Origin of the sequence: Hymenobacter sp. BRD128 (genome assembly GCF_013256625.1) — a bacterium.
Taxonomy (GTDB): domain Bacteria; phylum Bacteroidota; class Bacteroidia; order Cytophagales; family Hymenobacteraceae; genus Hymenobacter.
This window is the reverse complement of sequence record NZ_CP053908.1, coordinates 884,884-907,235: the sequence shown is the minus strand read 5'-3', so window position 1 is coordinate 907,235 and position 22,352 is coordinate 884,884. Positions and strand designations below refer to the sequence as shown.

Below are 22,352 nucleotides of genomic sequence, written 5' to 3'. Positions count from 1 at the left end.
AGCCCCCGCTCTTTTATCTAATGTTCATGAAAACGCCTTTTCGCCTTGATGAGCACCCGCGCCGCTGGCCGCAGCCGCTAAGCAGCCCGCCCGCCGGCTACTTCGAGCAGCTTCCCACGCGAATAATGGCCCAGGTGGCCCCGCCGGCCAGCCGCCCGCAGCCGCTAGCCTGGCTGCTACGCGCGCCGGCCTACCTGCGCACGGGGCTAGCCTCGACGCTGCTGCTGGGCACGTTTGCGGCCTCGCTGTGGCTGGGTGGCGCCTCATTGAGCAGCCCGGCCCGCCCCGCCAGCCTCGACGCGGTGCCCCAGGCGCAGCTGGTAGACTACCTGACTAGTGGCGAGACGCACGTGGATATGCTGGACCTGGCCGAACTGCCGACGCACCACCTGGGCATTACCAAACAATACCTGCGGCTCTCCCCCACCGAGCTTACTGAGGCGCTCGACGCACAGCCCACCAATGAGGCCGGGCTTTTGTAAGCGCATTTTTTACTAGCCATGAATACGTTACGATTTTTTATTCTGAGCTGTTTACTGCTAGTGGCCCTGGCCAGCCGCCAGCCAGCGCAGGCGCAGGCACGCCGGCCCGGTGCCAGCATCAGCCAGCTCGACAATGCGAAGATTGCCTTCATCACCTCCCGCCTCACGCTGACCCAGGACCAGGCGCAGCGCTTCTGGCCCGTGTACAACGACTTTGTGACCAAGCGCCGCGAGCTTAATCGCTCGGCCCGCCAACTGCGCCGCGATGCCGACAACCCTGGCCTGAGCGATGCCCAGCTTCGTGACAATTTTACCCAGGACTTTGCCATCCGCCAGCAGCAACTCAATCTCGAAAAAGATTATTTCGAGAAATTACAGAAAGTACTGGCCCTGCGCCAGGTGGCCCAGCTGTATCAGGCCGAGCGCGACTTTACCAAGGAAGTCCTCAAGCGGGTGGCCGGCCAAAACGCCCCGGCCCCGCCGCCCGCCGACCAGCCCGTGCGCTAGCCCACCCCTAGCGGCGGTACCTTTGCGGGCGATATGCTCACCCCCCGCCAGCTTTTTTTACGCCACCAGGCCCAAACTTCAGAATTTCCACTCTTGCTGGAAATTGAGCGGGCCGAGGGCGCGTACATGTATACCCCCGAGGGCCGGCCGATTCTGGATTTGATTTCCGGCATCGGCGTCAGCAACGTGGGGCACCGGCACCCAAAGGTGCTGCAAGCCATTCACGACCAGCTTGATAAGTACCTCCACCTGATGGTGTATGGCGAGCTGGTGCAGGCCCCGCCCGCCCGGCTAGCTCAGGCGCTGGCTGCCACCCTGCCCGCCCCGCTCGACACAGTGTATTTCACCAACTCGGGTACCGAGGCCATCGAAGGCGCGCTCAAGCTGGCCAAGCGCCACACCGGCCGCCCGGGCCTGGTTTCGGCTTTCAACGCCTACCACGGCTCCACGCACGGCGCGCTGTCCATCACCGGCTCCGAGGGCTTTAAAAACAGCTACCGGCCCCTACTGCCCGCCGTGACGCACCTGCGCTACAACGAACTGGCCGACTTGACGTTAATAACCGAGCACACCGCCGCCGTGGTGCTCGAAACCGTGCAGGGCGAGGCCGGCGTGCGGCTGCCGCAGCCCGGCTACCTGCCGGCCGTGCGGCGGCGCTGCACCGAGGTGGGCGCGCTGCTGATTCTGGATGAGATTCAGTGTGGCTTTGGGCGCACGGGCACGCAGTGGGCCTTCGAGCAGTTTGGGGTGGTGCCCGACATCCTGGTGTGCGCCAAAGGCATGGGCGGCGGCATGCCCATCGGGGCATTTATTTCTTCGCCCACTATCATGGCGGGCTTTCAAACTAACCCCATCCTGGGGCACTGCACCACCTTTGGCGGGCACCCGGTGAGCTGCGCGGCCTCGCTAGCCACGCTCCAGGTCATTCAGGAAGAAAACCTGCTGGCCGGCGTAGCGGCCAAAGCCGCACGCCTGCGGGCGCAGCTGGTGCACCCGGCTATTCGGGAAGTGCGCAACTGCGGCCTGCTGATGGCCGTGGAATTTGAGTCGTTTGAAGTTCTTAAGCCGATTATCGACCGCGCGCTGGCCGAGGAAGGTATCCTTACCGACTGGTTTTTGTTCTGCGACAACTCGCTGCGCATCGCGCCGCCGCTCACCATTACCGAGGCCGAGCTTGACGCGGCCGTGGCCGGGCTGCTGCGGGCTATCGGGTAAGGCCAAAAAAGCGGCTAGCCCCATCAAGCGCAGTAAAGTGCGCTTGGTGGGGCTAGCTAAGGCTGGGCAAAAATATAATTTTACCGCACCGGCAAGTTATTGTAATTCAAGAAGGAAAGGCTTTCCTCCTTGATGCGCTCGCGGGGCACGGCATCCTTTACGCCCTGCGAAATCTTGCGTACCAGCACGCCCACAATGGCTTTGCGGAAGCCCAGCTTCTCGGCCATCATAATGCAAAAATCCATTTCGGTTTCGTCCACGATGCCATCAGCAAGCATCATGTCTACGAGGTCGAAAATCTGGTCGAAGCGCTCAGAATCGTTGCCGGGCAAGTCGGCCAGGCAGTTGGTTTGGCCGGCCACCAGCTTGCGCACGTCATTGGCCGACACGCCGTTTTTCTTACCAACGGTGATGATAAAGTTCATTTCCCGGTCGTCCACGTGGCCGTCGGCTTTGGCTAGGGCGGCGAGATTGCAGAGGTGGCCTTTTATTTTTTTGGCCTGCTCGTTTTCGAAAAAACCAAACATAAGCGTGCGGGTTGAAGGTGGGCGATGAGATAGCGAAAAGTAGGCATGAAACGCCTAATAACCAAGAAGCTGCTCTACGTTTTCGCCTACTTCTACGTAATCGCCGAAAAAATGTCGGGCACAAATTGTTCCGCTCTATCGGGCAAGTGCGTTCGGCTACCGACCTTTGCGGGCTTAAAGCCAACCCTGAGTTGGCAGCGGGCGCATTTAGCTGACTTTTGACCATGAAGAGAATTGGAGTTTTTACGAGTGGGGGCGACGCGCCCGGCATGAATGCCTGCCTGCGGGCAGTGGTGCGGGCGGGCGTGTACCACGGCATTGAGGTGTATGGCATCATGCGGGGCTACAGCGGCATGATTAAGGGCGAATTTGTGCGCATGGATTCGGCCTCGGTGTCGAACACGGTGCAGCGCGGCGGCACGATTCTGAAATCGGCCCGCTCGCAGAAGTTTATGACCAAGGAAGGCCGCCAGGAGGCGTTCGACCAGCTCACCAATCACGGCATTGAGGGCCTGGTGGCCATTGGCGGCAACGGCACGTTTACGGGCGCCACCATCTTTGAAAAGGAGTTTGGCATCCCGACGGTGGGCGCGCCGGGCACCATCGACAACGACCTCTACGGCACCGACTACACCATCGGCTACGACACGGCCGTGAACACGGCGCTGGAGGCTATCGACAAAATCCGCGATACGGCCGACTCGCACGACCGCTGCTTTTTTGTGGAAGTGATGGGCCGCGATTCGGGCTACATTGCCATTCCGTGCGCCATCGGCGGCGGCGCCGAAATCGTGATGGTGCCCGAAACGGCCATGAGCGTGGAGGCGGTAATTGAGTCGCTGCAAACCAGCTACGCCCGCCACAAAACCTCCTTTATCGTCATCGTGGCCGAGGGCGAGGAAGAAGGCAACGTCCACAAAGTAGCCAAGCGCGTGAAGGAAGCCATTCCGCAGCTCGACACGCGCGTAACCATCGTGGGCCACATTCAGCGCGGCGGCTCGCCCACCGCCTCCGACCGCCTGCTAGCTTCGCAACTCGGCATCGCGGCGGTAGAGGGCTTGCTCAACGGCATGAAAAACGTGATGGCTGGCATCGTAGACCGCAAGCTCATGTACACGCCATTTGATGATACCATCAATAAGCGCAAAGTCATCAACCAGAGCTTTATGCGCATGGTCGAGATACTTTCCGTATGATTGGCAGATGTGCAAATTGATAACTGTGGCAATGACTACGCCAGCTCATTGCCACAGTTATCAATTTGCACATCTTCACATTTCGGCCCAGGCGTAGCCCGCGTCGCGGCGCAGCCAGGTAAGCTGACGCTTGGCGTAGTGGCGGGTATTGCGCTGCAGCAGGCGCACGGCCTCGGCGTAGTCGTAGGCGCCGTCGAGGTAGCCAAAGATTTCCTGGTAGCCCACCGTTTGCAGTGCCTGCTGGTGGCGGTGGGGCAGCAGCCGCTCAACTTCGGCCACCAGCCCCATTTCCAGCATTTGCAGCACGCGCTGGTCGATGCGCCTATACAGTTCTTCGCGGTCGCGGGTGAGCGCCACTTTCTCGACCCGAAACGGCCTAGCCGCCGCCTTGCCGGCCACGGCCGCCGGCCCCGGTGAAAGCTAGAAAACGGCCGGCCCGTGCCACGCGTGATTTCGAGGGCGCGCAGCACGCGCTGGTGATTTTGCAAATCGAGGCGGGCGTGGGCTATGGGGTCAGTGGCGGCCAGCTCGGCCACGAGCGGGGCTAGCCCCTGCGTGGCGAGCTCGTGCTGTAGCTGCTGGCGCACGGCGGGCAGCACGGGCGGCAGCTCGTCGAGGCCATCGGTAAGGGCCTGCAAATACAGCCCCGAGCCACCGGTAGCAATGACGACCGGGTGGCGGGCAAAGAGCCTGGCTAGCCGCGCCTCCGCCTCGGCGGCGAAGCGGCCGGCGCTGTAGTCTTCGGTAATGCTGTGCGAATCAACGAAGTGGTGCGGCACGCCCTGCCTCTCGGCGGGCGTGGGCTTGGCCGTGCCGATACTCATTTCGCGGAAGAACTGGCGCGAGTCGGCCGAAATTATTTCGGTGCCGAGCTGCCGCGCCAAGGCCACGGTGAGGGCCGTTTTGCCCACGGCAGTGGGTCCAGCCACGGCCAGCAGCACGGGGCGCGGGTCGGCGGCGGTGGGGGCTAGCCGGGCGAGAATATGAGGAGCAAGCATGCTGTTACTTTATTGGGAATTAAGAGGCTGGCGGGCGAAATTCTCCTGGCAATCATTCCGCACGCCAGCTTCCTGCTTCTTTAGTTCAAATTGAGCGCAGCGTACAGCTGCACCAACGTTTTTTCTTCCTGCTGCCAGTTCCACTCCTGGCGGGCCTGGCGGCAGTTGGCGGCCAGCTGCTGGTAGCGGGCACCGGGCCGGCCTCCGGGCAGCAGCCGGGCCAGGGCGGCGGCCAGGGTCGCGGGCGCCAGGTCGGGCACCAGCTCGGCCACCTCATGCCGGGTATTGAGGGCACGATACTCGGGAAAGTCGATGCAGAGCTGCGGAATACCGGCCTGCACGTAGTCGAAAAACTTATTAGCCAGCGAGTAGTAGTAACTCAGACCCACGTTTTCGAGCAGCATAATACCCACGGTAGCTTGGGCGGTGAGCAGGCGCAACTCGGCGGGCAGCACGTAGCCCCGGAATTCGACCTGGCCCGACGTCAGCAAGCCCAGCGACTGGGCCTGCGCGCGCAGGGCCGCCGAGCAGTCGCCCTCGCCGCAGACAATGAGCCGCGCCGGCACCCGGGGCATGGCGGCGAGCAGCTCGGCTAGCCCCCGGCCTACGTTGAGCGCACCCTGATACAGCAGCACCGGGGGCGCGCCAGCCGGCAGCTGCGGGCTACTGATGGCGGGCGCCGCCACCGGCACGTTGCGCACCACTGCAAAGGCGCGCCCCGGGTGCCGCGCCTCGAAGAGGCTAGCCAGCGCTGGCCCCACTGTGTAGCGCAGCCGGGCGCGGGGCACGATAACATTTTCGACCCACTGCCACACGCGTTGCACGCGGGGCGGGCCACCACTTCGGGCACCTCCGTAAACAACTCGTGGGCGTCGTAGATGAACGGCTGGCCCCCTAGCCGGGCGCGCAGCCAGGTGGGCAGCGCAGCATCGAGGTCGGCGCAGGCCCAGGCGGCGGCGCGCTGCCTTAGCAGATACAGCAATAGCCGCAGATTATACTCCAGGTAAAATAATTTGCCGTGCTGAAACCAGCCGCGCAGTCGGTGCTGTTGATAAGGCTGCGGGCCCAGCGGCACCGAATGGGGCCGCTGCCAGCCCACCAGCAACACGGCGTAGCCGGCCTGCGCCAGGCTGGCGCAGATGCGCTGCATGCGCTGGTCGTAGCTCAGGTCGGTGGTGACGGCAAAAACCAGCCGGGTGGGAGAAATAGGCACGGACTAGGTAAAACGGCGCGGCGGCCGTAAATTCCGCCCAAATCTACTTCTACTGCTCCCGCCGGCTATAACTTCCGCCCCGGCAATGCGTTTGTAGCTCTCTATGCCCGCTCAACTTTCGGGGCCGCAACTACCGGCTACCGCGCACATGTTCGACCAGTTGCAGCTTGCCTACGTAGTTTTCGACGTGGGTGGGCGCATCACCGAGGTAAATGACACCTTCGTGCAGCTGAGCGGCTATAAGCGCGCGCAGCTGCTCGGCCATCTCTACCATCGGCTACTTACGCCGCCGGCCCAGCAGGCCGAGCGCCAGGCACACCTCTTAAGCGTGCTACGCGGCGAGCTACCCTGCACCGACCATTACGAGCTGGAGCTAGTGACGAAAGCCGGGGAAAGTGTCCTTATTCAGTGGCAGTCGCAGCTGGTGCGCGATGAGCAGCAGCGCATTACGGGCATGTGGACAATCGGCTACACGCTCAGCAATCCTAGAAAGACTCCCACCCCGGCCCTGGTGCCGGAGCCAATGTATCTGCGCGAGTTTTTCGACAGCTCGCACGACCTCATTCTGCACCTGAGCGCTACTAACCTGCTGCTGTTTGTGAACCGCGCCGGGCAGGAAAAGCTGGGCTATACCGAGGAGGAATTGCTGGGCCGCCCGCTCACCGACGTGGTGCACCCCTACTACCGCGCCAAGCTGCTCTACCAGCTGCGCCGCCTCTACGAAGGCCAGGCCCTCAACAAGCTCGAAACCGTGCTGCTCACCAAGGCTGGCCGGCCGGTGCACCTCATCGGCTCGGTGAGCTGCGAGCAGCAGCCGGGGCAGCTGCCTAGCGCCCGGGCCGTGCTGCACGATATCACCGACCGCATCAAGGCCGAGCGCCTGCAAAAGGTCTACTACAGCATTGCCAATCTGGCTATTTCGGCCCACGACCTGCCGGCGCTCTACGGGGCCATTCACCGCGAATTGGGCAAGGTGATTGAGACCAATAATATCTTTATCGCTCTCTGCGACGACGCGCGCACGCACTTGCAGTTTGTGTACTACGTCGACCAACACGCCTATTTTGAGCAGGGCGACGGGCGGCCGTTTTCGCTGGGCATCACCGAGTACGTTATTCAGCAGGGCCAGCCGCTGTTCTTTACGCAGGCCGACCTGCTGCGCCTCATGCGCACCGGCGAGATGACGGCCTTCGGACGCCTGCCGGCCGTGCTGCTCGCCTCGCCGCTGAGTGTGGGCGACCGCACCATCGGGGTACTAGCCGTGCAGGAATACGACCGCGCCGACCTTTACACGCCCGCCGACCTCGATATTTTGCACTTTATCTCGGGGCAGGTGGCGCTGGCTATTGACCGCAAGCGGCAGGAGGAATATGTAGGCCGCCAGAATGCGCGCCTGAATGCCATTTTTGAGAGCGGCTCGCAGCTTATCTGGAACGTGGACCGGCGCGGGCACCTCGTGTCGTTTAATGGCAACTACGCCACTTTTTACCAGCGCCGCAACGGGGTGCTGCCCACGCCGGGCCTCAACGTGCTGGAAAACGACATTGCCCTGACCGATGAGGCCACGCGTGAACTGTTTCGCAGCAGCTACCTGGCCGCCGCCCGCGGCGAAAGCCAGCAGTTTGAGGTTCACGTGCGGGTGCCCCGCTACCCCAGCGTCTGGCTCAGCGTCAGCCTGGCGCCCATCTACCTCACCGACGGCTCATTCGACGAAATTACCGCGCAGGCCCAGGACATTACGGCGAGCAAAAACTCGCAGCTGGTGCTGGCGGCGCAGGAAGAAAAATTTCGCTCCATCTTCGAGTCTTTTCAAGATGTGTACTACCGCACCGACCGCGAGGGGCGCTTCACTATACTGAGCCCCTCTTTGCGCGAAGTACTAGGCTACAGCCCTTTAGAAGCCCTCAGCTACCGCATCGAGGATTTCTACTGGCAGCCCGAGCAGCACCAGTTATTGCGCCAGACGCTACGCAAGCAGGGCGAGCTGCGCAACTTCGAAACCCAGCTGCGCCACCACGATGGCTACCCGGTGAGCGTACTCATTAACGCCCGCCGCACGCGGTTTGGTACCGAAGGCATTGCGCGCGACATTACCGAAATCCGGCGCATTCAGGATGACCTGAGGCTAGCCAAAGAGCAGGCCGAAGCTGCCTCGGAGGCTAAAACGCAGTTTTTGGCCAACATGAGCCACGAGCTGCGCACGCCCATGAATGGCATTATTGGCATGATTGACCTGCTGAGCCAGACCCCGCTTAGCGGTGAGCAGGCCGACTACGTCGATACGCTGGGCACCAGCTCGGAGGCGCTGATGACCATTCTGAACGACATTCTGGACTTGTCGAAAATTCAGGCGGGCAAGATGCGGCTCAACGAAGCGCCGCTCATGCTGGAGCCTTTGCTCGACCGGCTGCGGGCGCTATTTCTGTACCGGGCCAACCAGAAAAACCTGCGCTTTACCTGCCACCTGGCGCCCGGTACCCCCGCCGCCGTCATCACCGACGAAACGCGCCTGCTCCAGATTCTGGCCAATCTTATTGCCAATGCCATCAAGTTTACGGCCCAGGGCACGGTGAGCGTGGTGGTGTCGTCGGCGCGGGCCGAGGGCGAATACCATACGCTGCGCTTCGCGGTGCAAGACTCGGGTATTGGTATTTCGGCCACCGACGCGGCGCGCCTCTTTACCAGCTTCACCCAGCTCGACACCACGCCCAGCAAAGCCTACGGCGGCACCGGCCTGGGGCTAGCCATCAGCAAGGAGCTGGCCGAGCTGCTGGGCGGTAATATTGGGGTAGTATCAGATGCAGGCGAGGGCAGTATTTTCTGGTTTACCATTCGCTGCCGGGTGCCGGCGCAGGCGCTGCCGGAAGCCCCCCCGCCGTCGTCTCTGCCCCGCCGCCCGCCCTCGTAGGTGCCCTGGCCGGCCCCGCCGCCCGTGTGCTCCTGGTCGATGATAACATCATCAACCAGAAAGTGGCGGCGCGCCTGCTGGCCAAGCTTAATTGCGAGGTGGACATTGCCAGCGATGGCTACGAAGCAATTACCCGCGCCACGGCGCCGGGCGCGGCCTATCAGATTATCCTGATGGACATTCAAATGCCGGGTCTCGATGGCATCGCCGCCACCCGCGCTATTAAGGCGCAGCTGGGGCCGACCAGCCCGCCCATCGTGGCCATGACAGCCTACTCGATGCCCGATGATGCGGCCCGCTTCGTCGAGGCCGGCCTCGACGACTACCTGGCCAAGCCCGTGAAGCACCAGCAACTGGCCCAGATGCTGGCCCGTTGGGTCGCGGCGCCGGATTCGGAAGCGCCCGCGCCGCCGGCAGCCCCCACTCCTGCCCCGGCTATCGTTGACCCCGAGGTGCTAAAGCAGCTGCTTCAGCTAGGGGGCGAAGAGTTTACGGCTGAGCTCTACGGCGAGTTTATTGAGGAAACGACCGATTTGCTGGCCCAAATAAACGCCCACTGGCAAGCTACTGAGATAGAAAAGCTCCACCCACTGCTCCACCAGCTTAAGGGCACGGCCGGCACGCTTGGCCTAACCAAGCTGGCTACGCAGGCATTAGCTTTGGAGAAAGCCATCAAGCAGCAGCAAACTCAGGTGCTGGCGAGTGGGTTGCCCGAGCTTAATCAGATATTTGCACTTTTTATCGCCAATTATCCCGGCTTGCTCACCGCCAGTGCCGCCTAGCTGGCGGCGGCGGCCTGGTATCTTTCCCTTCATTTTCTTGTCCACCCGTATTTTTTCCACATGACCCCCACCGCTACCCCCAAAACCATCCTCATTGCGGAGGATAGCTCGGTTATTCTCAGCCTGACGCGCAAAATCCTGGAGCAGCAGAAATACCGGATTATACTGGCCAAAAACGGCGGCGAAGTAATTCGTCAACTCGAAAGCCAACCCATCGATGGGGTCTTGATGGATATAAATATTCCGGTCAGAAACGGCATCGAATGCACCCGCGACATCCGGGCTCACGCCGACCCGCGCATCAGCCAGCTGCCCGTTATTGCCATCACCGGCAACGCCAATAACTACTCAATGGAGCAGTTTAGGGAAGCCGGTGTAACGGATTATCTTCCTAAGCCACTGGACTTTGATGCGCTAGTGCGGGTAGTGCGCCAGTACGTGGGATAATTTTGATGTGAGAATGTGAGAAAAGAGGAGATGTGCTTTGCGGGCTAGCTTCCTTAGCGCTGCCCCAGCAATCAGCTCATTGTCTGCTTTTGCACATCTTTACATTCTTTTATGACCTTAACCTTTCTGGGCACGGGCACTTCTTCGGGGGTGCCCATGATTGGCTGCACTTGCCCGGTATGCCGCTCGCTCGACTACCGCGACCAGCGCCTGCGGGTATCGGTGCACCTGGCGGTGGCGGGGCGCAGCCTGGTTGTCGACACCGGCCCCGATTTTCGGCAGCAGATGCTGCGCGCTCACATCAGGCGGCTCGATGGTATTTTATTTACCCACGAGCACAAGGACCATACTGCTGGCCTCGACGACGTGCGGGCCTTCAATTTTCGGCAGCAGCAGGAAATGCCAGTTTTTGCCGAACCGCGCGTTATCGAGCAGCTCAAGCGCGAGTATGCTTACGTGTTTGCCGAGCACAAATACCCCGGTGTGCCGCAGGTGGGCCTGCACCCGATACTAGACGACCAGAAGTCTTTCGACGTGTTGGGCCTAGCCGTGCAGCCGCTGCGCGCCCTGCACCATAAACTGCCGGTATTGGGCTTCCGCCTCGGTGGGCTAGCCTATCTCACTGATGCCAACTTCTTGCCCGACAGCACCCTAGCCCAGTTACAAGGCTGCGATACCATCGTGCTCAATGCCCTGCGCCACGAGCCGCACCTCTCACATTTCACGCTGGGCGAGGCCGTGGCTATTCTGGAAGAGCTGAAGCCACGCCAGGCATTTCTCACCCACATTAGCCACCAGCTAGGCCGCCACCGCGAGGTAGAGGCCACGCTGCCGCCCTGGGTGCGGCTGGCATACGATGGGCTGCTAGTGGAGGTACCAGAGTAGATACGCGGCGATTTATACAGCGTGTTTTTTTGCAGAAACTGATGCTTTTTTTCCTTGGCTTACGGAAGAGTTTCATTCACCTTTAGCTCCCGTTGAGCTATTGCAGCAGGTCGCTAGTAGCACGGTGAGAAATGCTCCCGTTACTTTTTTTGGCCGGTCCGTTACGCATGCAGTCTTCGAAGGCCTAGTAGATGGTAATTCATTTACGATGCATCGCATTATTAGTAGTCGCAATTCAATGCTGCCGCACATAACGGGTGTTGTCAGGCTCGACTCTGCGCGAGGCAGCTTTTTGCGCCTGCAGCACCGTCTGCCGTTGCCTGCGTGTTTGCTGGTGTTTGGCTAAGTGCAGATGTAACCACAGTAACGCCGCTACGTGACCATGCCGGTGGTATAACATTTTCCTTAGGAATAGTAGTTATAGGTGTTCTTTTCCTCGCTGTGCCCTCTTGGCTAGAAGTGCGTAAGTCACGCCCGCTACTAATACAGCTATTAAAGCTAGCGGAAATCTGAGCCTACCAGCTTGGCAGGTTGCCTTCTTACCAATTATGCACACCAATTATTATTTCCTGCGCCAGCTAGCCCCGGCTCTCACTGAGCAATTGCGCGGCTACCGCGTGGCAAGCTGCTTTTCGCAGGAAAAGGACGAATTGGTGCTGGGCCTACTGAACGAAACGGGTGCCGAGTTTTGGCTCAAAGCGCAGCTGGGCGCGGCGTTTCCGGCACTGGCGCTGCCCGAAGCTTTTCACCGCGCCCGCCAAAACTCGGTGGACCTACTGCCCGAGCTGCTGGGCCGCACGGTAGCCAGCGTCGTGGTCTGGCCGCAAGACAGAGTGCTACAAATCAATTTTATAGAAGACGCGGCCACGTTAGCGTTTAAGCTTTACGGTCCCCGGCCAAATGCTATTTTCCGGGCTGCGCCGGGCGTGCCGGCCCAGCTTTTTCACCAGCGCTACGCGACCGATGCCGACCTCACGCCCGCGCCGGCCGCCGAAGCTAGCCCAGCCATCGGCGCCACTGGCAAGCTGCCGCCGGCCCTGGCCGACCTGCCGGCGCGCTACCTCCGCGAGCAGCGCGGCTACGACCCGGCGCCCGCCGAGGTAAAGCAGCGGCTAGCCCAGGAGCTGCAAGTCGAGCTGGAGAATCCGCCGCACTATTACCTTATTTACCTCGACGGCCGCACCCGCCTGAGCCTGGTGCCGCTGGGCGAGATTTTGGAAACGCTGCCTGGCACCGACCCCATTGGCGCGCTGCGGCGCTTCGTGCCACTGGCCCTGGCCCGCCGCGCCCTCGAAACCGAGCGCCGGCAGCTGCACCAGCTGCTCACGCGCCGTGCCGAAGAGGCCAGTACCAGCGCCCACCTGGCCAGCCAGCGCCTGCACGCGCTGGCCCACGAGGCTGGCTACCGCCACCGCGCCGACCTCATCATGGCCAATTTGCACGCCATTGCGCCGGGGGCTAGCCAGGTCGAAATTGTAGATTTTTACACCAATGAGCCAGTGGTCATCAAGCTAAAGCCGCTCGAAAAGCCGCAGCGCATGGCCGAAAATCTCTACCGCAAAGCTAAAAACCAGCAAATCGAAGAACGTCAGCTTCAGGCCCGCGTAGCAACCCGCGAAACCGAGGCTCTGCAAGCGCTGGAGCTGCTCGAAGAATTAGAGGCCCAGCCGGCCCTAGCGGAGCTGCGCGGCCTGCGCGCCTGGCGCAAGCAGCACGCCCTCGACCCTAGCCCCGCCTCCGCCAAGGCATCCAGCGAATTACCCTTTAAGGTGTTTGAAGACCAAGGCTTTACCATCTTGGTAGGCCGCAATGCGCAGAACAACGACCTGCTAACCCAGAAGTACGCGCACAAGGATGACCTATGGCTGCATGCCAAGGATGTGAGCGGCTCGCACGTTGTTATCCGGCACCGGGCGGGGCAGCCGGTGCCCGAGCCGGTAGTAGAGCACGCAGCCCAGCTAGCGGGCTGGTACTCCAGGCGCCAGCACGACTCGTTGTGCCCGGTTACGGTGACGCCCAAAAAGTTTGTGCGCAAGCCTAAGGGCGCCCTGCCCGGCCAGGTGCTCGTGGAGCGCGAGCGCGTGGTGCTGGTGGTACCGGCTAATCCATTTGAGAAATAATGGAGCACAAAAAAACCCGCTGCGTAGCGGGCTTTTTCGTTCTGCGTGCGCGCGGGGAGATTCGAACTCCCACACCCGAAGGCACCACCCCCTCAAGATGGCGTGTCTACCAGTTTCACCACGTGCGCAGATAGGCAATCGGTAACTTGTAGGCCTGGACCAGCGGCCGGCTTCGCTGAGGCGGCGAAGCGGGTGCAAATGTACTACGGCGCGCGGCTTTTTCAAATCCTGCAGCTGCTTTCGGCGTAAAAAACTACGGAAGGAAGAGGCTGCGAACTGTCTTATTGCTTACTTGGCAAGGTATTAGCCGCGCAGAATGCGTCGTTTTTTAACTTTTATTACATGGCTGCTTCTTCCCAACCCGCCAGAAAGGCTTCATTTTTCGGTCGCTTTGCCGAACAAACCACTAAATATTCGGGCACTACCGCGGTGTTTGTGGGTGCGGTAGGCATTGTGCTGTTGTGGGCCGTAACGGGACCGGCATTTCACTACTCCGAAACCTGGCAGCTTGTTATCAACACGGGCACTACCATCATCACCTTTTTGATGGTTTTTCTCATTCAGCGCGCTCAAAACAAGGATTCGCTGGTGTTGCATCTGAAGTTAAATGAGTTGCTAGCGGCTACTAAAGGCGCCAGCAACCGCCTCATCAATGCCCAGGATTTTTCGGAAGAGGAAATCCGGCTTATTCACCAGTTCTATTGCCTGCTAGCCGATAAAGCCAAGGCCGACAACGACTTGGGTGAAACTCACTCGGTAGAAGAAGCCGAAGACAACCATCACGAGAAGCTAGCCGCCCATCGCAACGACTAACTGCCGGGCCCGCCCGCCGGCTAGGGGGTCTGTTACCTTTGCGGGTGCCCTGGCTTCGTTATCCGGCCGGGGCTTCTTTTCGGTATGAACCAAGCGCACTGGCATCTGCTTTTTAATCACGCGCCCATTTTTGGCGCTTTGGCCGGGGTGTTGCTGCTCGGCGCGGGCTTGCTAAAGCGGCAGGAAGCCGTGCTGCGTGCAGGCCTGTGGGCGCTGGTGCTGGCCGTGGCGCTAGGGCTGCCGGCCCAGCTGACGGGCCCCGGCGCGGCGCAGGTTGTCAAGGATATGCCGCGGGTAAGCCAGGCGCTTATTCAGAATCATGCGCAGGCGGCGCGGCTGGGCTATTGGGTGCTGGTAGCCACGGGCACGCTGGCGCTGCTGGTGCTGGCGCAGCAGCAGCAAACGCCGCGCACTCGGCAGCTAGCCTGGGGCACGCTGCTCGGAGCCGTGCTGAGCGTTGGGCTGCTGGCCCGGGCCGGCAACCTGGGTGGGCAAATCAGCCACCCCGAAATTCGGGAGGGCTTCGGCACGCCCGACGAGCTGTAATATTTATCGCAAATACCTGACTGAAAATGGCATTTCCTTTCTTTGGCGACGACAAATCGACGGTGGCGCGGCTGCTGGCCACTCTACCTCAGGAGGGCCGGCTCGAATGGATAGGCCTGCGCCCGGCCCGGCGCACTGAGCCAGACGCGGTATTTGAGGCCGAAGTGATTACCGACCGCCACTTGGCCGGCGACCACGCGAGCCCAAAGGCGGGCGGCAAGCGGCAGATTACGCTTATTCAGCACGAGCACCTGGCGGCGGTAGCGGGCTTTCTGGGGCTAGCTGAACCGGTGGCGCCGGGCCGGCTGCGCCGCAACCTGGTAGTGAGCGGCCTCAATCTGCTAGCTCTCAAAGGGCGCCAAATTCAGATTGGGGAGGCCGTTATCCTCGACATTACGGGCGAGTGCCACCCCTGCTCGCGTATGGAAGAGGAATTGGGCCCCGGCGGCTACAATGCGATGCGCGGCCACGGCGGACTCACGGCGCACATTGCGCAGGGTGGCCACTTGCGGGTGGGCGACGTGGTGCGCGTGCTGCCCGGCTCCGCACCGGCCGACCAGCCAGCAAATAAAAAACCCGCAGCCAAAGGCAACGGGCTTTCTGAGCTATGAAAACACGGCTCTGATGAGCCTGCACTACTCTACGCAGTGGTCGGCCCGGCCGGATTTCGCGCTAGCATACTTTTTTCTACGCGCCGTCCATCCGCACGATTTTTGGGGTAAAGGAGCCGAGAATCTCTACCAGTTCGTGCTGGCTAGCCATCACGGTGTGAATGTCTTTGTAGGCCTGCGGCGCCTCGTCGAGCCCCCCACCAATGAGCTCGATGCCGTGGTCGGCGAGGGTGCGGCGCACCTGCGCTTCGCTCAGCTCGGCCTTGGCGCGGGTGCGCGACAGGAGCCGCCCGGCCCCGTGCGCGGCTGATGCCAGCGAAGCTGCCGCACCGCGCCCCCGCACAATAAAGCCAGGGGCCGTCATGGAGCCGGGAATGATGCCGAGCACACCAGCGCCGGCCGGGGTGGCGCCCTTGCGGTGCGTGATGACCTCGCGGCCATCGGCCAAGTGTTCCTTCCAGGCGAAGTTGTGGTGGTTTTCCACTTTCGCCAGGGGCTTCTCGCCCAGCGCCTTGGCCAGCCGGCGGTGAATGTGCTCGTGGCAGGCCGAAGCGTAGTCGCCGGCCAGAGTCATGGCGGCCCAGTATTCCTGGCCGGCCTCGGTATCGAGGCCTAGCCAGGCCAAGTGCTGGGCCTCGGCGGGGAGCTTGCACACGTCTTTGGCCAGGCCGGTGTAGTGCTGCGCCACGCTGGCACCCAGGCCCCGCGAGCCCGAATGCGAAAGCACGCCCACGTACTGGCCCAGTGGCAGGCCCAGCTCGTTGGCCGGGTCGGTAATATCCACTAAGCCAAACTCCGCGAAGTGGTTGCCCGAGCCCGAAGTGCCAAGCTGCTCGGCGGCCGTGGCGAGCTTGTTTTTCAAGAATGGCACGGCCTGAAACTCGTCGCGCTCGAGCACGTCGTGGTTTAGGCGCTGGCCCCGCTCCCACCCCCGGCCACTACCAAAGCGCGTGTTGTCTAGCAGCACTTTGCGCAGTTCCTGGGTGCGCTGGGCAAGGTACTTGGCTGGCAGGTCGAACACCGACAGAGCCATGCGGCAGCCAATGTCCACGCCCACGGCGTAGGGAATCACGGCATTATCGGCAGCCAGCACGCCGCCGATGGGCAGGCCATAGCCGTGGTGGGCATCGGGCATGAGCGCGCCGGCCACCGTCACGGGCAGCTTCATGGCCGTTTCCATCTGATGGATGGCGCTGGCATCAATATGTTCGGCCCCGAAGGTGGCCTACTCCTTGCGCGCTACCAGCTCGACGTGCCGCGACGGAGGCGGCAAGAGCGCGCCGGCCACGTGGCTCCAGGCCAAGTCGGTAAGAAAAGATGAGGGGCTAGCCAGAATGGTTGTTAGCAGCGCTAGCTGGTCGGTTTGCGACAGGCGCTTGAATTCTTTGCGTTGCAGCTGGGCGAGTGCCAGCCCAATGGCACGGCCCTCAGGAAACCCGAGCTGCCGCAAGTCGTTGCCGCGTAATTGTGTGGCCATAAGCAGTTGATTGTGAAATTGAAAGAAAAAATCGCCGCAGCAATGAGCGGACGGTGCACGTGGGCAACGGGACGGGTCGCAGTAGCGCCGACCTACGGCATCCGGCAGCTTTCAGCAAAAGCGGGCACCAGGCGTGAGGCCTGCGATTTTAAGGTGCGCTACCCACTACGCTACCGCTAGCCAGGTGAGCAACAGGATTCGACCCCACGAGATGCAACGCATTGCACCCGATAACTTTATCACGAAGTAGCGCTAGCCTCCGGCACTCACCCACGAAGGAAATGCGACTGGTTTGGAACGGGCCGCCGGAGCAAACTGGGCCCCGGCGGGTAGCCGTTCCGGCTAGCGACTGCCATTAAGGGGTCAGTCGTTTGCCTAAGTCGTGAAGCATGACTATGCTGCGGGTAAAGAGTTAGACAATTATTCGGCCAACTTTGGAATACCGGGCGATAAGCGCATATACCGCCAGCCGCACCACGAACTGCGACCTATTATGAGCTACCAGCGCCCGCAAGCGGGCTAGCCGGGTGCCGGCCTGCTTCTAAAACCGGTCGCTGAGGGCGGCCGTAGCGGCAGCGTATAGCTATTGCGCGACGGGAGCGGTTTCGTGATTGCGAACTGGCGCAGCTTTCGTGGGCAAGTCGCAATTGAAACGCATGGCAAGAAATGCTAATGGTGGAAAACGGGCAAAGGAAAATTTGAATGGTATTTTTTAATTTTAATTGGACGCAAGTATTCCGGTCGAATAAAAAATTATATTTTATTCGATAATAAAATTAAAAGTCTGATTTTATTTGCATAATAATTGCCGATAGTTATCGGCAATTATTATGCAAATAAAAAATCTGAATATGACGCACCGGCTAGCCTTGGGCCGACGGCTACCGGGGCAACTCAAACTGGCAACCGGAAGGCTGGGCGAGCATCGAGGTAATAGCTAAGCAGCTGATAACCGGGCAACAACAAAAAACCCGAGCTTTATGGGCTCGGGCGGCGACAGTTTTAGCGAGGCGCTAAAATCAGGCAAACGTACCAGGCCATACCAGTTTTTCTGGCTGCATCTTATCCGAACTGCGAAAATTGACTGTCAGTCGATACATGGCTGTGGGGGTTTGGTACCGCAAAGATGCGATAATTATTTCGATTGCACAACTAATTGGCAAATTATTTTAAAAATAATTAAAACAAGAGCGCCAATTAATCAAATAATCTACGATTTGCTTTGCCTTTTAACTAATGCAATTACTTGAAAAACCCTAAACGGAAGCATTACCCAGGAGGTATTATTTTGGCGTAATTTTACAACCTGTGCCTAATCTACCTCAACGCCAACGGCTACCCGCACGGGTGGCAGCTGCACCAGCCGGCTCGCCCGCTCAGCTGGCTTTTCGCCACGCACTGCATCAAGTGAATACCCTGCGCGAGGAGTTGCAGCGCCTGCGGGCTAGCCAGGCGACCACCCGGCAGGCCTACTGGCAACAGGTGGGGCCAGTAGCTGCCGCAGCCGTAACCGCCCGCCGTGCCTTATACGCGCCCCTAGAAACCGCCTTAACCAGCGGCTACCTCAACCGGGCTGAACTACAGCAGGTAACGGAACTACTGGTGCACAATGCCCGCAGCCTGCAGGAGCGCTTTGGGGAAGATGAGGCTGAAATATTGGCTCGCTATGCCCCGCCGCCACCGCCACTAGAAGCGAAACCGGACGCCGCCACGCCGCAGGCTAGCCCCGGGCCACCGCCCCACGAGCAAGCAGCAGCAGCCCGCGCCCACCGCCAGCGGGCCCGCACCACGCAAACCCAGGCTACGGAGCATGAAAACCAAGCCTTACTGGAAAACACGAAAGCTGCCTACCGCCAGCTGGCCCGCCTGCACCACCCCGACCGCGCGGCCCGGGCCGATGCAGACACGCAGCAAGCTCAGACGGCACTTATGCAGCGCATCACGGCTGCCTACGCGGCGGGCGACCTAGCAGCGCTGCTTTCGCTGCTCGCTACGACGGATACTGCTACCCCACCCAGTGCCGAGGCCGAGGCCCTGGCGCAGCAACAAGCCCGACTAAGCCAGCAGCTGGCAGCTGCCCGACGGCCCGACGAGCATGCACCCTGGAGCGGCACCGAAAAGCAGCAGCGCACCCGGCTACGCGATATAAAACGCAGCCTGCGGGCCGAAACCGACTACTTAATACAGCTAGCACGGCACTTGCAAGAGCCGGCCAGCTTGCGGCAGGTACTGCGTGAAGTAGCAGCCAACGGCCACGAGGGCATGTAGCATAACCCCGTTACTATCAATCGGCATGCAAGGCTAAATACTATAAAACCACTCCTGCCTCGCGCTGCTATTCACCCCCTTACGCGGACCCACCGTGGCCTAGTGCCTCGGCGGCGGCCTGCACCGCCTGGGCCCGGTAGGCGGGCGCGGTGGCGGGCGCTCGCAGCAGCTTTAGCAGGTGCAGATACTTGCGGCGGCCTTCGGCTAGCATAGTGGCGGGCACCTCAATAGGAAAAACGCCGAACGGCTCAACTTTCTGCACGCCCACCAGCAGAAAACGGTCGGCGTGCAGCGCATCAGTGTAGAACGCAGCTTGGCGGTCGTAGTCGTAGGCCGAGCACTGCCAGCGAAAGTGCTCGGCATCGCGGGCCATCGTGGTTTTAAAATCGATAACGGTGTAGGGCTGGCCGGGCTGGTCGAGCACGAGGTCGGCCCGCAGCTTGCAAAGCGTATCGGTGCTAGGCTCAGTAAAAAGCGCGCTCCGCTCGGTTACGCCATTTTCGAGCAGGCGGCTCAACTCCGTATTAAGCCTTACGCCTTCTACCAGCCACCAGATAAGCGTGTCGTTGAGGCCAGGCTGGCCCGGCCGGTAATCGCCGGGCTCAAGCAAGGCCGTGTGAAAAGCCGTGCCGAAGCTCAGTGCCCCCGACCCCGAATCTTGGCGCGGGGGGCGGCCGTCGAGGGCATCGCGCAGGCGCGAGAGGTCAGAGTTGGCGATGGCGGGCAGGGCGCGGTAGTCATCATACGACACCCGAAGCAGGTCGGGGCGCGGGGCGGGCGGCAAAAACTGGTCGGACACATTAGGCTAACAGTCGTTTGGGCAAAAAGTCTCCCCAAATGCCGGAATCCTGACTGGCAGCGCGCTAAAAAGCCAAAAGCCCCGCAGCGGCTACTGCGGGGCTTTTGGTAGCGTTACCACAAGCTATTTTTAAGCGCCCAACACTTACTGCACCCGGATAAAGTAAACGCGGAAGGCGAGCTTATACTGCGAGTTGCGGGTACTGCCGATAAATACCCGGCTAGGCACCTCGGGCGTAGCCGATGCGAGCAGCAGACCATTATTCGGAATTCTATTCGCCAGCACCGACTGGATATAAGAAGTCATCGACCAATTATACGTGCCCTGCTCAATACCGGTCAGGGTCGAAATACCCGTATTGTAGGTAATATTCGACTGGTAAACGCTGATGGGGTGGTTGTAAGCGTCCGTATAGTAGAGGCTGAGCGCGGGCGGTGCGGGCACAAACGGCATAAGCGTGGCCGTAGGCACCGAGGCCGTAATCTGCGCATTCGTAATCGTCAGGTTGTTGCCAAACTGCCGCAGGTCGGTCAGGTACGGAAATTCCAGGCGGGTTTGCAGGCCCAGCGCGCCTTCGATGATAGTTTGCTCACCCGTCTTAGCCGAAGCAGCAACCCCTAATGAGGCAGTGGGAATGTTCCGCAGGCGGTTTCGGTTGGCGCGTATCTGGAAAAAGTGCCGCGCGCCGGCAGCCAATGAAAAATCACTGGTAATGACCGTAGTTGGGTCGGTCGGCACATGGTAATACAAGCGCATTGCTGCATCAGTCGAGGTGGCGTTCAGGCGAATAATTGCGCCTTCGTCGTTGGCACCCGGCGTGATAACCAATCCCGGCAGGTAGGCATCAAAATCGTCCTGCGTGCTAAGCTGGCCAGCTTTGCCACGGTCTAGCAACTCCTTCCCAAAAGCGTTATCCAATGGTATGCGTAGCGTGGTGAGATTCGGCCGGGCCCGGCCTTTAGGTACCCGGTGATTTAGATTCAGCAAGCTATCAACATGGGTCGAGTCATACCCCATCGGCGTCAGCCGAGGTGCAACATAGGAATACTTCGTGATTGAAATAGGCGTCTGACGGCTCAACCGATGCACCTCTACCAGCGACTGCGTCTTGGTCGTATCGCCGTAGCGGTAGTTATCCGGCTTCAGAATGAGCGTAACGGAATCGAATACGGCCGTGGGGTCGGGCGTGAAGGCCCCCGCCAACCCCAGCCGGAATGCGCTCCGCGCCGTGAGTTTACCCAGCAGCGGGTCAGTATACTGACCCACAAACAGGTAGGTCGAGTTGGAGCTGGGCACCGAGTCGCGCAGCACCGTGGAGGAGCGCACCGTCAGGGTATCAATCAGGAATGCTCCGGTGTCGGCATTGGCGTCAGGCAGGCCCACACCAATGTCGCTCACGGTGTTGGTGCAGCTGGCGGCCAGCGCCACCAAGCCTAGCAGAGCCAGCAGCCGGCCCCAGGCGGCCAGGGCCAGGTGTGGCTTACTGCTGCGTGACATTAGGGTCAAACGTCCAGAAGTCATCTAAGCGATTGCTGCCCGAATTGCCGGTACCCACGTAGCCGAAGCTGCCAATACCAAACCCAACGGCGGCATTGCGGCCCGTACCCAGGAACGGGTTCATTGCCGTCCAGATATCCTGCGTCGGGTCGTACTGGTAGCAGCTGGTAGTTACGGCGCCATTGCTGCCGGTAGTCACGTAGCCGTAGTTGCCTACCGTGAAGGCGACGGCCTGCGAACGCGCCACTTTGCTGTAATCATACGAAGCGGTCGAGTTGCTGATGTTGGCCAGCTGGCTCTTAGTCGTCCAGGCGTCTTTGGCGGGGTCGTAGGCGTAGAAGTCAGTGGTATACTGACCGTTGTTAATCCCCGTGCCCACGTACAGCACATTGTTGATAGTGAAGGCCACCGCATTGATACGCTTGTCGCCGGGGAAGCCAGCGAACGTGCTCCAGGTGTTGGCCGTGGGGTCGTAGCGGTAGAAATCCTTCTCATTGTTGCCATCAAAGCCGCAGCCTACGTAGCCGTAGTTGCCCACGCTACCGGCCACGGCGCCGTAGCGGCCCGCAGTGCCGGGACTAACTGGCAGGTCGGCAATCTGCGTCCATTTGCCTACCGTAGTCACCGTCGTCGTACCCGTCGTCGTCGTGGTGTTTTGCGAGGGGTCAAACTTCCACATATCCTTCAGGTAGTTGGTGCCGTCGTAGCCGGTGCCCACATAGCCAAAGCTGCCTACCGAAAAGGCGGTAGCGTTATAGCGCGCTACCCCTGGAAAAGGCGTGAGGCGCAGCCAGCTGCCCGTGGCCGGATTAAAAGAATAGAAGTCATTGTACTTCACGCTATTGCCATCAATACCAGTACCAACATAGGCCACACCATTGACAACGAAGCTTACTGCATTGCTACGAATCGTACCCGGAAATGAGTTGCCCTTCTGCCAGTTGCCATACACGGTAGTGGTGGTGTCTTTGTGGCAGCTACTCAGGCCGAGGCCACCTAGCACCAGCAGCAGCGCCAGCATACGGCCGGCTAGCCGAGGAAAATTTTTCATGAAAAAAAGA

22 protein-coding genes, 1 tRNA gene and 1 pseudogene are annotated in these 22,352 nt (G+C 60.6%); 13 read left to right on the top strand and 11 right to left on the bottom strand.

What is annotated here, in order from left to right:
• Positions 1–26: 26 nt before the first annotated feature.
• Genes GKZ68_RS04085 through GKZ68_RS04075 form a run of 3 tightly spaced genes read left to right on the top strand, consistent with a single transcriptional unit; the run spans position 27 to position 2,204 of the window.
• The gene (locus GKZ68_RS04085) at positions 27–482 is read left to right on the top strand and encodes a hypothetical protein (protein WP_173110964.1); all 456 of its coding nucleotides are present in this window, start codon (positions 27–29) and stop codon (positions 480–482) included.
• A gap of 18 nt (positions 483–500) precedes the next feature.
• A complete protein-coding gene (locus GKZ68_RS04080) occupies positions 501–989 on the top strand; it encodes a hypothetical protein (protein WP_173110962.1) in 489 nt (162 codons plus the stop codon).
• Between the two features lie 33 nt (positions 990–1,022).
• A complete protein-coding gene (locus GKZ68_RS04075) occupies positions 1,023–2,204 on the top strand; it encodes an aspartate aminotransferase family protein (protein ID WP_173110960.1) in 1,182 nt (393 codons plus the stop codon).
• A gap of 80 nt (positions 2,205–2,284) precedes the next feature.
• Here the strand turns inward: GKZ68_RS04075 and GKZ68_RS04070 are convergent, their stop codons facing one another.
• Positions 2,285–2,731 carry a TerB family tellurite resistance protein gene (locus GKZ68_RS04070; RefSeq protein WP_173110958.1) on the bottom strand — a complete coding sequence of 149 codons (447 nt, stop codon included), beginning with the start codon at positions 2,729–2,731 and terminating at the stop codon, positions 2,285–2,287.
• A 224-nt stretch (positions 2,732–2,955) separates the two neighbouring features.
• Here GKZ68_RS04070 and pfkA point away from each other — a divergent pair, with 224 nt between their 5' ends.
• A complete protein-coding gene (gene pfkA / locus GKZ68_RS04065) occupies positions 2,956–3,927 on the top strand; it encodes a 6-phosphofructokinase (RefSeq protein WP_173110956.1) in 972 nt (323 codons plus the stop codon).
• A 75-nt stretch (positions 3,928–4,002) separates the two neighbouring features.
• Here the strand turns inward: pfkA and GKZ68_RS21880 are convergent, their stop codons facing one another.
• From GKZ68_RS21880 to GKZ68_RS04050, 4 genes and pseudogenes are all read right to left on the bottom strand, one after another.
• Positions 4,003–4,326: a tRNA dimethylallyltransferase gene (locus GKZ68_RS21880; protein ID WP_254244154.1), complete on the bottom strand. Its 324-nt coding sequence runs from the start codon at positions 4,324–4,326 to the stop codon at positions 4,003–4,005.
• Positions 4,327–4,388: 62 nt separating this feature from the next.
• Positions 4,389–4,925 (bottom strand): annotated as a pseudogene (locus GKZ68_RS21875) (tRNA (adenosine(37)-N6)-dimethylallyltransferase); the annotation flags it as partial.
• A gap of 80 nt (positions 4,926–5,005) precedes the next feature.
• Complete coding sequence (locus tag GKZ68_RS04055; RefSeq protein WP_173110952.1) at positions 5,006–5,629, bottom strand: glycosyltransferase; 624 nt, start codon at positions 5,627–5,629, stop codon at positions 5,006–5,008.
• Positions 5,530–6,138, bottom strand: coding sequence for a hypothetical protein (locus GKZ68_RS04050; protein WP_173110950.1), 609 nt, complete (start codon positions 6,136–6,138; stop codon positions 5,530–5,532). The genes GKZ68_RS04055 and GKZ68_RS04050 overlap by 100 nt, the downstream gene beginning before the upstream one ends.
• A 103-nt stretch (positions 6,139–6,241) precedes the next feature.
• Between GKZ68_RS04050 and GKZ68_RS04045 the strand changes: the two genes are divergently transcribed.
• From GKZ68_RS04045 to GKZ68_RS04025, 5 genes are all read left to right on the top strand, one after another.
• Complete coding sequence (locus tag GKZ68_RS04045; RefSeq protein ID WP_173110948.1) at positions 6,242–9,046, top strand: PAS domain S-box protein; 2,805 nt, start codon at positions 6,242–6,244, stop codon at positions 9,044–9,046.
• Between the two features lie 26 nt (positions 9,047–9,072).
• Positions 9,073–9,828 (top strand): response regulator, encoded by a 756-nt coding sequence (locus GKZ68_RS04040; protein ID WP_173110946.1) that lies wholly within the window; start codon positions 9,073–9,075, stop codon positions 9,826–9,828.
• A gap of 60 nt (positions 9,829–9,888) precedes the next feature.
• Complete coding sequence (locus GKZ68_RS04035) at positions 9,889–10,275, top strand: response regulator (protein WP_173110944.1); 387 nt, start codon at positions 9,889–9,891, stop codon at positions 10,273–10,275.
• 111 nt (positions 10,276–10,386) lie between these two features.
• On the top strand, positions 10,387–11,160 hold the full coding sequence (locus GKZ68_RS04030; protein WP_173110942.1) for an MBL fold metallo-hydrolase: 774 nt from the start codon (positions 10,387–10,389) through the stop codon (positions 11,158–11,160).
• Positions 11,161–11,708: 548 nt separating this feature from the next.
• Positions 11,709–13,280, top strand: a complete 1,572-nt coding sequence (locus tag GKZ68_RS04025; protein WP_173110940.1) for an NFACT RNA binding domain-containing protein — start codon at positions 11,709–11,711, stop codon at positions 13,278–13,280.
• A gap of 46 nt (positions 13,281–13,326) precedes the next feature.
• On the opposite strand, the gene GKZ68_RS04020 is transcribed toward GKZ68_RS04025, so the two are convergent.
• Positions 13,327–13,408 (bottom strand) — tRNA-Leu (locus GKZ68_RS04020).
• A gap of 214 nt (positions 13,409–13,622) precedes the next feature.
• On the opposite strand from GKZ68_RS04020, the gene GKZ68_RS04015 reads away from it, so the two are divergent.
• From GKZ68_RS04015 to GKZ68_RS04005, 3 genes are all read left to right on the top strand, one after another.
• On the top strand, positions 13,623–14,093 hold the full coding sequence (locus GKZ68_RS04015) for a low affinity iron permease family protein (RefSeq protein ID WP_173110937.1): 471 nt from the start codon (positions 13,623–13,625) through the stop codon (positions 14,091–14,093).
• 84 nt (positions 14,094–14,177) lie between these two features.
• Positions 14,178–14,639, top strand: a complete 462-nt coding sequence (locus GKZ68_RS04010) for a hypothetical protein (protein WP_173110936.1) — start codon at positions 14,178–14,180, stop codon at positions 14,637–14,639.
• Positions 14,640–14,665: 26 nt separating this feature from the next.
• Positions 14,666–15,250, top strand: coding sequence for an MOSC domain-containing protein (locus GKZ68_RS04005; RefSeq protein ID WP_173110934.1), 585 nt, complete (start codon positions 14,666–14,668; stop codon positions 15,248–15,250).
• Between the two features lie 76 nt (positions 15,251–15,326).
• Here the strand turns inward: GKZ68_RS04005 and GKZ68_RS04000 are convergent, their stop codons facing one another.
• Together GKZ68_RS04000 and GKZ68_RS21870 are read right to left on the bottom strand one after the other, a co-directional pair.
• Positions 15,327–16,430, bottom strand: coding sequence for an RtcB family protein (locus GKZ68_RS04000; RefSeq protein WP_254244153.1), 1,104 nt, complete (start codon positions 16,428–16,430; stop codon positions 15,327–15,329).
• A 45-nt stretch (positions 16,431–16,475) separates the two neighbouring features.
• Positions 16,476–16,727, bottom strand: a complete 252-nt coding sequence (locus GKZ68_RS21870; protein WP_254244152.1) for a hypothetical protein — start codon at positions 16,725–16,727, stop codon at positions 16,476–16,478.
• Between the two features lie 1,308 nt (positions 16,728–18,035).
• Between GKZ68_RS21870 and GKZ68_RS03995 the strand changes: the two genes are divergently transcribed.
• The gene (locus GKZ68_RS03995) at positions 18,036–18,995 is read left to right on the top strand and encodes a hypothetical protein (protein ID WP_173110933.1); all 960 of its coding nucleotides are present in this window, start codon (positions 18,036–18,038) and stop codon (positions 18,993–18,995) included.
• Positions 18,996–19,074: 79 nt separating this feature from the next.
• On the opposite strand, the gene GKZ68_RS03990 is transcribed toward GKZ68_RS03995, so the two are convergent.
• The 3 genes from GKZ68_RS03990 to GKZ68_RS03980 form a co-directional block, all read right to left on the bottom strand.
• A complete protein-coding gene (locus tag GKZ68_RS03990; RefSeq protein ID WP_173110931.1) occupies positions 19,075–19,794 on the bottom strand; it encodes a PD-(D/E)XK nuclease-like domain-containing protein in 720 nt (239 codons plus the stop codon).
• A 144-nt stretch (positions 19,795–19,938) separates the two neighbouring features.
• On the bottom strand, positions 19,939–21,291 hold the full coding sequence (locus GKZ68_RS03985; RefSeq protein WP_173110929.1) for a DUF4270 family protein: 1,353 nt from the start codon (positions 21,289–21,291) through the stop codon (positions 19,939–19,941).
• Positions 21,275–22,342, bottom strand: a complete 1,068-nt coding sequence (locus tag GKZ68_RS03980; protein WP_173110927.1) for a kelch repeat-containing protein — start codon at positions 22,340–22,342, stop codon at positions 21,275–21,277. The genes GKZ68_RS03985 and GKZ68_RS03980 overlap by 17 nt, the downstream gene beginning before the upstream one ends.
• Positions 22,343–22,352: the final 10 nt, after the last annotated feature.

Coding starts and splice junctions, on each gene's coding strand:
- GKZ68_RS04085 (WP_173110964.1), top strand. CDS start 27: ATGAAAACGCCTTTTCGCCTTGATGAGCACCCGCGCCGCTGGCCGCAG.
- GKZ68_RS04080 (WP_173110962.1), top strand. CDS start 501: ATGAATACGTTACGATTTTTTATTCTGAGCTGTTTACTGCTAGTGGCC.
- GKZ68_RS04075 (WP_173110960.1), top strand. CDS start 1,023: ATGCTCACCCCCCGCCAGCTTTTTTTACGCCACCAGGCCCAAACTTCA.
- GKZ68_RS04070 (WP_173110958.1), bottom strand. CDS start 2,731: ATGTTTGGTTTTTTCGAAAACGAGCAGGCCAAAAAAATAAAAGGCCAC.
- pfkA (WP_173110956.1), top strand. CDS start 2,956: ATGAAGAGAATTGGAGTTTTTACGAGTGGGGGCGACGCGCCCGGCATG.
- GKZ68_RS04045 (WP_173110948.1), top strand. CDS start 6,242: ATGCCCGCTCAACTTTCGGGGCCGCAACTACCGGCTACCGCGCACATG.
- GKZ68_RS04035 (WP_173110944.1), top strand. CDS start 9,889: ATGACCCCCACCGCTACCCCCAAAACCATCCTCATTGCGGAGGATAGC.
- GKZ68_RS04030 (WP_173110942.1), top strand. CDS start 10,387: ATGACCTTAACCTTTCTGGGCACGGGCACTTCTTCGGGGGTGCCCATG.
- GKZ68_RS04025 (WP_173110940.1), top strand. CDS start 11,709: ATGCACACCAATTATTATTTCCTGCGCCAGCTAGCCCCGGCTCTCACT.
- GKZ68_RS04015 (WP_173110937.1), top strand. CDS start 13,623: ATGGCTGCTTCTTCCCAACCCGCCAGAAAGGCTTCATTTTTCGGTCGC.
- GKZ68_RS04010 (WP_173110936.1), top strand. CDS start 14,178: ATGAACCAAGCGCACTGGCATCTGCTTTTTAATCACGCGCCCATTTTT.
- GKZ68_RS04005 (WP_173110934.1), top strand. CDS start 14,666: ATGGCATTTCCTTTCTTTGGCGACGACAAATCGACGGTGGCGCGGCTG.
- GKZ68_RS04000 (WP_254244153.1), bottom strand. CDS start 16,430: ATGGAAACGGCCATGAAGCTGCCCGTGACGGTGGCCGGCGCGCTCATG.
- GKZ68_RS21870 (WP_254244152.1), bottom strand. CDS start 16,727: ATGGCCACACAATTACGCGGCAACGACTTGCGGCAGCTCGGGTTTCCT.
- GKZ68_RS03985 (WP_173110929.1), bottom strand. CDS start 21,291: ATGTCACGCAGCAGTAAGCCACACCTGGCCCTGGCCGCCTGGGGCCGG.
- GKZ68_RS03980 (WP_173110927.1), bottom strand. CDS start 22,342: ATGAAAAATTTTCCTCGGCTAGCCGGCCGTATGCTGGCGCTGCTGCTG.